The organism is Parasphingorhabdus sp., from assembly GCF_036964675.1.
GTDB lineage: Bacteria > Pseudomonadota > Alphaproteobacteria > Sphingomonadales > Sphingomonadaceae > Parasphingorhabdus.
The window spans coordinates 2,543-13,456 of sequence record NZ_JBALTF010000071.1 but is presented as its reverse complement, the minus strand read 5'-3'; the positions used below and the strand labels follow the sequence as shown (position 1 = coordinate 13,456).

At 57.1% G+C, this 10,914-nt stretch carries 10 protein-coding genes and 1 pseudogene; 4 read left to right on the top strand and 7 right to left on the bottom strand.

Annotated elements, in window-relative coordinates; all coding sequences use genetic code 11:
- The 7 genes from V7665_RS11550 to V7665_RS11520 form a co-directional block, all read right to left on the bottom strand.
- The coding region (locus V7665_RS11550; protein WP_335664689.1) for an SDR family NAD(P)-dependent oxidoreductase at positions 1 to 522 on the bottom strand (522 nt) is incomplete at its 3' end.
- Between the two features lie 28 nt (positions 523 to 550).
- Positions 551 to 1,084, bottom strand: coding sequence for a 2,4'-dihydroxyacetophenone dioxygenase family protein (locus tag V7665_RS11545; RefSeq protein WP_335664688.1), 534 nt, complete (start codon positions 1,082 to 1,084; stop codon positions 551 to 553).
- Between the two features lie 10 nt (positions 1,085 to 1,094).
- Positions 1,095 to 1,628, bottom strand: a complete 534-nt coding sequence (locus V7665_RS11540) for a 2,4'-dihydroxyacetophenone dioxygenase family protein (RefSeq protein WP_335664687.1) — start codon at positions 1,626 to 1,628, stop codon at positions 1,095 to 1,097.
- A gap of 63 nt (positions 1,629 to 1,691) precedes the next feature.
- Complete coding sequence (locus V7665_RS11535; protein ID WP_335664686.1) at positions 1,692 to 4,205, bottom strand: TonB-dependent receptor; 2,514 nt, start codon at positions 4,203 to 4,205, stop codon at positions 1,692 to 1,694.
- Between the two features lie 203 nt (positions 4,206 to 4,408).
- A complete protein-coding gene (locus tag V7665_RS11530) occupies positions 4,409 to 4,948 on the bottom strand; it encodes a VOC family protein (RefSeq protein ID WP_335664685.1) in 540 nt (179 codons plus the stop codon).
- 94 nt (positions 4,949 to 5,042) lie between these two features.
- Positions 5,043 to 6,050 carry a zinc-dependent alcohol dehydrogenase family protein gene (locus V7665_RS11525; protein ID WP_335664684.1) on the bottom strand — a complete coding sequence of 336 codons (1,008 nt, stop codon included), beginning with the start codon at positions 6,048 to 6,050 and terminating at the stop codon, positions 5,043 to 5,045.
- A gap of 79 nt (positions 6,051 to 6,129) precedes the next feature.
- Entirely contained in the window at positions 6,130 to 6,930 is an 801-nt protein-coding gene (locus tag V7665_RS11520) for a helix-turn-helix domain-containing protein (RefSeq protein ID WP_335664683.1), read from the bottom strand.
- A 102-nt stretch (positions 6,931 to 7,032) separates the two neighbouring features.
- On the opposite strand from V7665_RS11520, the gene V7665_RS11515 reads away from it, so the two are divergent.
- The 4 genes and pseudogenes from V7665_RS11515 to V7665_RS11500 all read left to right on the top strand — a co-directional run.
- Positions 7,033 to 8,253, top strand: coding sequence for a Tm-1-like ATP-binding domain-containing protein (locus tag V7665_RS11515; protein WP_335664682.1), 1,221 nt, complete (start codon positions 7,033 to 7,035; stop codon positions 8,251 to 8,253).
- A complete protein-coding gene (locus V7665_RS11510; protein ID WP_335664681.1) occupies positions 8,250 to 8,696 on the top strand; it encodes an acetyl-CoA carboxylase biotin carboxyl carrier protein in 447 nt (148 codons plus the stop codon). The genes V7665_RS11515 and V7665_RS11510 overlap by 4 nt, the downstream gene beginning before the upstream one ends.
- Complete coding sequence (locus tag V7665_RS11505) at positions 8,693 to 10,027, top strand: acetyl-CoA carboxylase biotin carboxylase subunit (RefSeq protein WP_335664680.1); 1,335 nt, start codon at positions 8,693 to 8,695, stop codon at positions 10,025 to 10,027. Before V7665_RS11510 ends, V7665_RS11505 begins: the two co-directional genes overlap by 4 nt.
- Positions 10,024 to 10,914 (top strand): annotated as a pseudogene (locus V7665_RS11500) (biotin carboxyl carrier protein); the annotation flags it as partial. The gene V7665_RS11505 and the pseudogene V7665_RS11500, both read left to right, overlap by 4 nt.

Sequence of the window (10,914 nt, the reverse complement as noted above, 5' to 3'; positions counted from 1 at the left end):
GGCCATGCCGACAATCGGTTCGCTTACCAGCCCGGCGTTTGACGCCGTCGCGATTATTGATCCGCCATTTCCCGCTGCTTTCATGAGCCGGACCGCTTCGCGCATCGTATTGTAAACCCCGGTCAGATTCACCGCCATGGTCCGGTCCCAGCGAGCAGGGTCGAACGTATCAACCTGACCCAATGGATTGCGGTGCCCGGCAGGGTTCCAGAACCCCTCTCCCGGATCAATCCCGGCATTGGCAAAGCATATATCAAGGCCATCATAGGCAGCGGCATGGGCATCGAAAACCCGGGTCGACTCGTCCCGGTCCGAGACATCCAGCCGGTCAGCGCGCGCTTCATAGCCCTCAGCCCTGAGGCGACTGGCTTCCCGCTCTGCCCCTTTGAGATCGATATCGGTCAGGGTTACCCTTGCGCCGGCTTCCGCCATCGCTTCTGCATAGGCAAGGCCAATGCCCGAAGCTGCACCTGTAACAAGAGCAGAGCGGCCCGAAATGTTGAACTGGTCAAGTGTCTTCATGGCTTATGCTTCCCGTTCCCAAGACTTTCTACAAATATAGAGCCTTGTTGATTTCCAGCCCGTGCTCGCGGCAGTAGCTTTCATAATGTTCGATGAACCACCACACATCGAGCGTTTCGACATGATTGCCCTCCTCATCGAAAAACTCATTGGCGCCCTGCATGTGGAACATGGCCTTCATGCCGTCGGCATTATCGGTCACGAGCGTGTGCGCGGTTCCCGGCGTTTCGGTGATGAATTCGCCCGCTTTGCAAACCCAGTCATATTCCAGATATCGGAAATTGCCTTCAAGGCAGATTGCCCAGACCTTGCCGCGATGCTTGTGCGTGCCGATCACTCCAGGGCTTTTGATCCAGAGGATATTGACATAGATATTTTCACGCACGTCAAACGCCAGATGGCGAATTGCGGCATTGTCGCCAAACGGCACCCAGGGGCTTTCCGCTTCGGTATTTCCAACATAAGTGCCTTCTACGCCGAGACGCTTGATTGTGTCTCCATAGGGTTCCGGCACATCAACGATTTTATAAGCGCCCGAGGGCGGAGCTTTCATACCAGCCATTATCGCGATCCTACCTAATCAATGTGTCGACATAATCAGCGCCGATGCCGTTTGAATCATAATGCGCACGCGCTGCCGCGATGTAATCAAACACATCATAATGTCCGATCGTCTCGCCCTCCTCGTCCAGCCACATCAGCGGGCCGGACACGACAAAGAACACCTTCATCGGTTCGGGATCATCGTAGCAGACGAGCGTGTGGGATTCCCCGGGCGTTTCATAAACGAAATCCCCCGCTGTCGCGGTCCACTCATGCTCCAGATAGGCCCATTTACCGCTGATCGTATAGGCCCAGATGGGGTGCGGATGATAATGGCGGCTGACCAGTCCCGGCCCGCTCGACATCAGCACATCCGCCCACATATTCTTCGCCGGGCTGATCCACACCGGCTTGGACGAAACCGTCTCGCTGATCGGCACCCAGTATCGCGGATCGCCTTCGGCAATATTGGCACCATAGACTTCCGGGAGACTACCCTCCCTGAACACCTTCTCAATCGGTTTGATGTCTTTCCAGAATTCGAGATGTGGTGATTCGGGCATAGTTAACCTCCAAAAAAAAAGAGGGGCGGCGCCATTGCCGGCGCCGCCCCATTTATAATTAGCCTAGAACTTCAGCCCAAGCTTGGCGTACCATTCGCGCGGACGGCTGTAGGTCCCATAGAACTGCCCCCCCGCGATTTGCGCCTGGCCCGTCACCAGATACCGTTCCTTGGTAATATTAGTCATCCCCAAGGTGATATCCCAATGGTCATTGGGCTCCTTGTAGGAGATGCTGCCATTGAGAAGATCGGTCGCTTCACGCTGGAGCAGGAAAGTCCGTTCGGTATCATTCCAGAGCTTGGACGTATGGGTATAGTCTGCCAGCAGCACGACCTTGCCGCCATTGCCAAGATTCACCTGGTAGCGCGGACTGAAGTTGAACTTCCATTTCGGTGTTTTAGGAAGCTCTCCGCCTGCAAACACGCCCGCCTGGAACGGGTTGGCGGCGACCTGGGCAGGGGCCAGCACACCGGTATATTTGGCATCGAGATAGCCGACTGAGGCATTGAGCGACAGAGCATCGGTTGGCGCCGCCGTCACTTCAATTTCGAAACCCTTGATCTTGGCGTCACCCGCATTCTGGATGGTTGGCGAGATACCCTGCTGGAAATTCAGCTGGATGCCCTTGTAATCCGTCTGGAACACGGCGGCATTGACCTGCAGTCGCCGGTCAATAAGCGTCGATTTGACGCCGAGCTCGTAAGTGGTTGCCTTTTCCTCTTCGAAGTCAGGCGCGGTCGGCAAAGGGTTCGACAGCCGCGTGGTCCAGCCCCCGGTCTTGTAGCCTTTTGACCAGCTGCCATAAAGCATCACATCATCGGTGGGATGATATTGAACACCGACCTTGGGTGAGAAGTTGTTGAACTTCTTGACCTGCGTGCCTGCAATATAATAGCGCAGCGGCTCTCCGGGATTCGGGAAACCGGCCGCGATCCGGCAAGCTTCGGAAATCGGATCAATGTTGGCACATCCCGGCACCCCAAGGAAGCTCAGGATCTTGTATGTCAGGCCGTTATTATCGGACTGAAATCCCTCGAACAATTTCTTTTCATGGGTATAACGGCCACCAACCGTGATCGCCAATTGATCGGTTAGCTTGTAATCCAGCTGGCCGAAGAACGCAAAATTCTTGGTCGACAGATCATTGGGGCCGTCCACCTGCAACAGCCCTTCGGCGAACGTCACATAGTCGTGCAGATCACCGGATTCCTTGAAATAATAGGCCCCCAGGACGAAGTTGAGCTTCTCGTCCATCGCCGAACCGAGCAGCTGCAGCTCCTGGCTGAACTGTTTCTGGTTCATGGTGAAGCTTGTGTGGAGGAAATTGAGCGGCGATCCGTCAATGTCCATGCCCACATTCCAGTGGAGCTCACGGTAGGCCGTGATCGATTTCAGTTCAACCTGATCGGCAAGGTCATAGGACAGCGTCAGTGCGCCGCCATAGGATTTGAGCTTTGAGTAATTGTTGCCGTTGGCATAGCTGGTATCAAGGCTGTCGGTCACAAACCGGTCATCATAAGGCAATCGGTTGTTGTTCGGGTCGGCATCGGTGTTGACGCCATAGACCGTCGGATTGTCCAAGATCCCGGTCACCCCGCCAATCGCAGGCAGATAAGCGAACGTAGGAGGGCCACCTCCGCAGTTCGTACCCATCGCGACCGGCTCGGCAATGGCACAATTATAGGTGCCCGCAAACACAGCATCCGTGGTCGCGATCAGCTTGTTGGCAAGCTGGCTCTGGTCGATATTGCTATAGTCGGCGGACAGCGTTGCCCGGAACGCACCACCATTGTCATATTTCAGCTTGCCGCGCAGGTTCCAGCTGTCATCGCCGCCTTCAGAACCCAGGCCGACATTGTCATAGCCCGCAGCTTTGAAGTTAGTGATCGGCGTCGAATCGAAATTCGTAGCACCCGGAAATGCCATGCGCTTGACATAGCCATTGCGATTCTTGGTTGCAAAACTGAGCGAGGAACTGAGCGAATCGGCGAGCGGGATATCCACGGTGCCGCGGGTCTGGATCAGGCCAAACCGTCCGGCCGTCACATCGCCCTTGAAGCGGAATACGTCGCCCGGATCATGCGTGACAATCGAGATCGCGCCGCCGATCGTGTTGCGACCGAACAATGTGCCTTGCGGACCTTTCAGAACTTCGACGCGTTCGACGTCGGGCAGCTCCTGATTCGCGCCGACAGAGCGGGCTAGATAGACGCCGTCCAGGTAAATGCCGACGCCTGGATCAATGTTGAACGCAAAGTCGTTGGCGCCGATGCCGCGAATATAAGCAGACAGAACCGCTGATGAACCAGAGAAGGGCGTTCCTGCATCAAGCGTCACATTGGGCGCGAGATTGGACAGCGAAGCAACGCTCGTGACCGCCCGCTCGGTCAGCGCCTCTGCAGTGAAAGCAGAAATAGCAATCGGCACGTTCTGGACATTTTCCGAACGCTTTTGAGCCGTCACGACGATTTCCTGAATTCCGCCTTGAGCTTGCTCAGCAGGCGCAGTCTGCGCGAAAGCGGGCATAGCGAGGGCCAGCGCGGCTCCCGACATGAGTGTTGCGGTGGTTGTTTTCATAATCTCTCTCCCTACATCTGCTCAGGTTTATTGCGATACCAAAACTAGATTGAAACCCGAACTTAACTCCGACTTCGAACATTGTAAGCAACACAAACGAGATACGTGAAGCAGTTTCACTAGATGAAATGACCTTACCATCTGTTTATTTGCCGGCACACCAGCAAATTATCGCGCGCCTGGCAGACAAGCGAGCATTCTACCTAGCCAAAAGGACGCACCGGATCGCTCCCGTCCCAATCGACGCTCGCGCGCCAGAATTTGGTGAAGACTTCATCCATGCCGGGGGTCGCGGGGATCAATTCAAGAAAGCCCGGATTCGCGGCGCCACCGTCCATATAGGCGACTGCGCCGCCGGTCGGCACCTTCGCGCGGAAGGCAAGTTCATAGCCCCGCGCTTCATAAACGGCAATTTCGGCGTCCACGTCTGCTACGCACAGCCCGACATGGTGAAAACCATATCCGCGCCGCTCGATAATCTCGCGGTACACCGAGAGATTATTGTCGAGCGGCTGGATCAGTTCAATGCACATATGCCCGGCGAACCCCATGGCGATGGTTACGTCTGCCATTGATGATTCGCCGCGATAGACCTGATCGTCGGCCCAGAAATGATCGAGCAGGAACCACGGTCCTGTATTGGCATCCTTGATCCACCAATCGATCGAAGCCCGAATATCCTCGACCACATAGGCCATCTGGATAATCTGGCCTACGCGCTGTCCAAATCCAAGCATTGTCATAAGGCGGTCCTTTCAGCTTTCCAGCTCAACACGTCTTTCAGCAAGCGAACGCCATCAAAGCGCCGCGCGCTGTCGTTAAAAACAAACGGCGCCATCACAGCGCTATCACGGTTTTGCCGAACAATGCCGGTGATGCGTGATAGGCGTAAGCGGCCTTTGCATCGTCAAAACCGAATATTTTGTCGACGACAGGCTTGATCGCATTTGCGTCAATCGCATTGTTCAGGCAGCGCGCCATCTCCGCTGAACCGACGAAAATTCCCCGCATACGGCCGGCCTTGAACATCATGTCGCGCGGCGTGACATTGCCTTCACGTGCGAGCACGCCGATGAGCGCGATTTCGCCATTGAAACCAATTGCCTGCATCGACTGGGAGAGAGTTCCCTGTCCGCCAACCTCGACAACATGATCCACCCCACCGGTGATCCGCGCGGCTTCCTCACCCCATGCTGGCGTGGTCCGATAGTTGATGACAGCATCTGCGCCCATGGCCTTGACCCGCTCAAGCTTCTCGTCAGACGACGATGTCGCAATCACGCGCGCACCTGCCGCTTTGGCAATTTGCAACGCGAGCAGGGAAACGCCGCCCGTGCCCAGCACGGCAACCCAGGCGCCCGGCTTTACCGGAGGGAAGCCTTCCATCAGCGCATTCCAAGCAGTCACTCCGGCACAGGGAAGCGTCGCGGCTTCTTCAAAACTGAGTGAGGTTGCAAGCGGAACGACGCCGGTTTCCGGGAGGGCAACATATTCAGCCAGCATGCCCTTTGCCGGGGGGGCGCCGAGTGCAGGATATGTTCCGTCCGGTATCCCGGAGTCCCACCCCTGGAAGAAAGTGGCGGCGACGCGGTCTCCGACCTGGAAGCGCTTCACGCCTGCGCCGATCGCTTCAACCTCTCCGACTCCATCGGACAAAGGAGTGATGTCGCGGTCGATGACGCCGCCCATATATTGCCCTTTGGGAATGAGCGAATCGCGGTAGTTGAGTGAGCAGGCGCGCACCCGGATCAACAGTTCGCCTGGCCCGGGCTCGGGTTTGTCGCGCTCCACCAGAACCATATCATCTAGTGATGATGCACCTTTATTTAATTGCCAGCTTCGCATTCACGCCCTCCTAGTTATGGAGACAAAACTGGACTGTTCGGTAAGCGATGGCAAGGGGCGCGGCTTTCACCAGATGAAATCAACCACTCGACTGTTCCAGCGCAGCACCGACCGAGCGGGCCGTCACCTGCAAGGCGCCCAGATGCCTTTCGATGACTTCTTGGCTGGTCGTATGTTTGTTTAGCCAGGTTATGTTGATCGAGGCAACCGGGTCGCCATGCGCCTTGACCACAACACCCATCGAATGCCTGCCATCGCGCAAAACCATTTGCTTGCTGCGGTCGGGCCATGGGTGCACGGGTTCGCGCACAGAATAGCCCTGCTTCGCTGTCGCATCGAGAATGTCGCGAAGAAGCTGTTCGCTTTCATCGCTTGCATCTTTTGGCCGGAGCCGAGCAATGATGGCATCGCGTTCGCTGGCCCGGCAGGTCGCGAGATAGGCCCTTCCGGTGGCGGTGTGGATGTAGGATAGCTTCACTCCAACAGGCCCCAAGGTAGCAGCATCCAGGCGGAATAAGGGGCTGTTGGTTTCGATAATTTCCACATGATCAAGCCTTGGCACGGCCAGAACCGACGGCCAGGCAACGATTGAACTGAGTGTTTCCATATGCGGCGATGCAATCTCGGCGATACGCTCTTTAGTGATTTCAAGATTCTCGGCGACATTCTGATTATGCGGCAAATAGGCGCCATCTGCCAATCGCTGCCAAACCAATCCTTTGCTGCCCAATGTGACCAGCATGCGCAGCAAGGTCGCCTTGGGGAGACCGAGGGCTTCGTGCAATTCATGCAGACTGGCGGCGCGGCGTGACTGGATTTCGAGCAGCACATCAAGCCCGCGCTCAAGGGCACGTACAGATTTGACTTTCTGATTAAGCATGGCGGACCTGTTTCACGAGGTGCAACATAACGAATGATTTGAGTCGTGCAAACTCTGCACTTTCCATGCAGGTATAGTCACCGAGTTACAGGAGAGAGAAACATGAGCGAATTGCCGCGCGTTCTGCTTATCATTACCCAGGATACCAAGGAAATAGAAGCGCGCTTTGTCCGGAGAGTTCTTGAATCTGCTGGCGTTGAAGTTGTCCATCTCGATGCCAGTATCAGGCAAACCATCGGCGGCGCCGAGATTGGCCCGGATGAAGTGACCGCCGCTGCCGGCACGGATATACAGTCTGTCCGTGCCCTCGGCCATGAAGGCAAATGTCAGGATGTGATGATCGAAGGCGCTATCAAGGCAGCCCATGATTATCATGCCAAACGACCATTTTCCGGTATGCTCGCGGTCGGCGGATCAATGGGCAGTGCAATGGCCGGAGCATTGATGCAGAGCTTCCCTTACGGACTGCCCAAGCTGATCGTATCGACCATGGCCTCCGGGTTTACCGCGCCCTATATGGGGGTGAAGGACATTGCGATGATGAACGCGGTGACCGATGTTTCCGGTATCAATAGCATAAGCCGCGATGTCTACCGCAACGCCGCCCTGGCCGTAGCAGGCATGGCCAAAGGCTATGATCCTGAAATACTCGCGGACCGTCCACTGGTGCTCATCACAACACTTTCCACCACCGAGAAAAGCGTGCGCCGTATCCGCGAAGCATTGGAAGCTGATGGAGCGGAAGTGATGGTGTTCCATTCCTCAGGCGCGGGCGGACAGACACTCGATGCCATCGCGGCTGAACGCGACGTCGCGCTGGTGCTTGATCTTTCGCTTACCGAGATGGTGGATCATCTGAACGGGGGTCTCGCCGACACAGGACCAGATCGCGGCAAGGCAGGCCTTCGGCGCGGTGTGCCGACGATCTTCGCGCCCGGCAATGCGGATTTCATCATCGCAGGGCCGATAGATGCAGCGCGCGCGCAGTTTCCCGGCAAGCGTTACCATGAACATAACCCGCAACTCACCGCCGTGCGCACCGATTTGCCGGAACTGAGAGCGCTTGCTGATCATCTTGTGACGGTTGTTGCAGAGGCCAAGGGACCGGTCCACATCTTCACACCGCTTGGCGGTTTTTCCAACCACGACAGTCCAGACGGGCATATCCAGGACACCAGCCAACCGGCACCTTTCGCGGAATATCTGAAGAGCGTTATGCCGGCAAATGTCCCGGTCACCGCCATCGATGCGCATTTCAACGATGTGGCGTTCTCCGATGCCATTATCGCCGACGCACGCGCATTGCTGAAAGGGCAAACATGAGCCAGGATTTACCCCTGACACCTGAAGACATTGCAGAGATTGTAGAGATTCTGGGTGGCAGTGCGTATCAGACGCTGGATGTAAAGACGCCGCGCTTTCGCCTCCGCGTAACGCGTGATGGCGACGCCTGGACGCAGGAATGGGACTATTCTGACGACATGGCTCCTGCAGCCAAAGTGGCCGCTGCGGATATCCCGCTGGAAGAGGATGCGTCGGCCATTCGCGCGCCCCTGCCCGGTACATTTTACCGCGCACCGTCGCCCGGCGCTCCACCCTTCGTTGAGATTGGCAGCGTTGTTGATGCCGACAAGGTCGTCGGCATCATTGAAACGATGAAACTGATGAACCCGGTCCATGCCGGGGCTAGCGGCACTATTGCCGAGATACTTGCCGAAAATGGAAAGATGACCGACAAACATGCGACGCTGATGCGGCTCGCATGATCAGACGCCTGTTCATTGCCAATCGCGGCGAAATCGCGTTGCGCGTCATCCGCACCGCCCAGCGCATGGGAATTGTTACGATCCTTGGCGCATCTGAAGCGGACCAGAACAGTCTGCCTGCGCAAATGGCCGATGAAGTGGTGATCGTTGGCCCGGCAGCTTCTGCGCAAAGCTACCTTTCGGTTGATGCTGTAATCACCGCTGCAAAAGCCGCAAAGGCAGATGCGATCCATCCCGGATATGGCTTTCTCTCTGAAAATGCCGCCTTTGCAGTTGCGGCAACAGATGCCGGGATCATCTTTGTCGGCCCCGACGTTTCAAGCCTGGACGCGATGGGTGACAAGCTGATGGCGCGAAAGGTCGGGATCGAGGCCGGACTTCCCGTCGTGCCCGGCGGGCCTGCTGCGGACAAAGCCGCGGTATGGGCGCAGGCAGAACGCACTGGCTATCCGTTGCTATTGAAGGCTGTTTCGGGCGGCGGTGGGCGCGGGATGAAGCGCGTCGATGTGCCGCAAGAACTCGACAGCCAGATAGATCTCGCCATGACCGAGGCGCAAGCCGCATTTGGCGACTCCCGTATCTATGTTGAACGGTTCATCGCGCGCGGGCGGCATGTCGAGGTTCAGGTGCTGGGCGACGGCATATCGGCCATCCATCTCGGCACGCGGGATTGTTCGATCCAGCGCCGCTTTCAAAAACTGGTCGAGGAAGCCCCGGCCCCGGCGATCCCGGACGACAAGCGCGCGGCCATAGAGCAAGCGGCGGTCAACCTGACCCGGCATCTATACTATCGCGGCGCAGGGACGGTCGAATTCCTTGTCGATGCAGAAAGCTTTGATTTCTATTTCCTCGAAATGAATGCACGCATTCAGGTGGAGCATCCTGTCACCGAACAGATCACCGGCGTCGACTTGATCGAGCAGCAGCTCCTGATTGCGGGCGGGGCCGCCTTGTCCCTGACCCAGGATATGGTTCAGCCGCTCGGCCACGCGATTGAAGTCCGGATCAATGCCGAAGACTGGCACTCTGATTTCAGACCGTCACCGGGTACGGTTACCCGCGCTGTCTGGCCTGCGGGGCCGGGCATCCGCATCGACACGCACATGGCCAGCGGCGGAGAAGTGACGCCCTTTTACGACTCGCTGATCGGCAAGCTGATCGTTTCCGGTGCAACGCGTGAAGAGGCGGTGATGCGTCTTGGCAATGCGCTCGACCGTCTCACAATCGAAGGTGTTGATGCGACATGTGACCTGCATCGGATGATCGCGGTTGATCCGCGTTTCATTGCCGGCGGCGTCGATACCAGTTTTTTTGAAGGGCTGCCGCAATGACGATCAAGCTTGTCGATGTAACAATGCGCGATGGCAACCAGAGCTTGTGGGGGGCGACCGGACTGAATAGCGCGCACATGTTGCAAGCGGCAGCCCTGACCGAGCGCGCCGGTTTCCGCGCTGTGGATTTTACGTCGTCCAGTCATATGGCGGTTGCCGTCCGCTATTTCCAGAACAACCCCTGGGAACGCATAAGGCGGATGCGCGCGGCGATGCCGACAACCCCGCTGCAATTCATCACCACCGGACTGCGCTTCATTGCATGGCAACAGGCCGACCCGGAATTCATGCGACTCGTTTACCGGCGACTGCAGGCAAATGGTATCCGCCGGTTCGTGGTGCTTGATCCGATGCATGAAGTGCCTGCGGTGATCGAAGCGGCGCGGATTATCAAGCAGGAAGGCGAGGCAGAAGTCATGGCCGCGCTGACCTTCACGCTGTCCGATGTTCATGACGACGCCTTTTACGCCAGTTTTGCCAAGGCGTTGATGGCGAGTCCCGATATTGACCTCTTCTACCTGAAAGACCCGAGCGGTCTGATGTCGATCGACCGTGTCCGTACATTGGCTCCGGCAGTCAAGGCCGTGATCGGCGAACGGGCATTGGAAATTCACGCGCATAACACGCTTGGCCTCGGCGAGATGTCCAGCCTGGAGGCGGCCAAACTCGGTATCTCGGCGATCCATGTTGGCATTGGACCTGCGGGTGACGGTTCATCTCTGCCCAATGCGGAACGGATGGTCGCCAATCTTGTTGAAGCGGGCCATGACGTAGAGATTGACCGCGATGTGCTCGCCCAGCTCTCCGATTATTGGCAGCGTGTCGCCCGCGCCGAAGGATTGCCACCCGGAGCGCCACAAGGATTTGACGCCAGCTTCCTGCGCCAC

Coding starts and splice junctions, on each gene's coding strand:
- V7665_RS11545 (WP_335664688.1), bottom strand. CDS start 1,084: ATGGCTGGTATGAAAGCTCCGCCCTCGGGCGCTTATAAAATCGTTGAT.
- V7665_RS11540 (WP_335664687.1), bottom strand. CDS start 1,628: ATGCCCGAATCACCACATCTCGAATTCTGGAAAGACATCAAACCGATT.
- V7665_RS11535 (WP_335664686.1), bottom strand. CDS start 4,205: ATGAAAACAACCACCGCAACACTCATGTCGGGAGCCGCGCTGGCCCTC.
- V7665_RS11530 (WP_335664685.1), bottom strand. CDS start 4,948: ATGACAATGCTTGGATTTGGACAGCGCGTAGGCCAGATTATCCAGATG.
- V7665_RS11525 (WP_335664684.1), bottom strand. CDS start 6,050: ATGCGAAGCTGGCAATTAAATAAAGGTGCATCATCACTAGATGATATG.
- V7665_RS11520 (WP_335664683.1), bottom strand. CDS start 6,930: ATGCTTAATCAGAAAGTCAAATCTGTACGTGCCCTTGAGCGCGGGCTT.
- V7665_RS11515 (WP_335664682.1), top strand. CDS start 7,033: ATGAGCGAATTGCCGCGCGTTCTGCTTATCATTACCCAGGATACCAAG.
- V7665_RS11510 (WP_335664681.1), top strand. CDS start 8,250: ATGAGCCAGGATTTACCCCTGACACCTGAAGACATTGCAGAGATTGTA.
- V7665_RS11505 (WP_335664680.1), top strand. CDS start 8,693: ATGATCAGACGCCTGTTCATTGCCAATCGCGGCGAAATCGCGTTGCGC.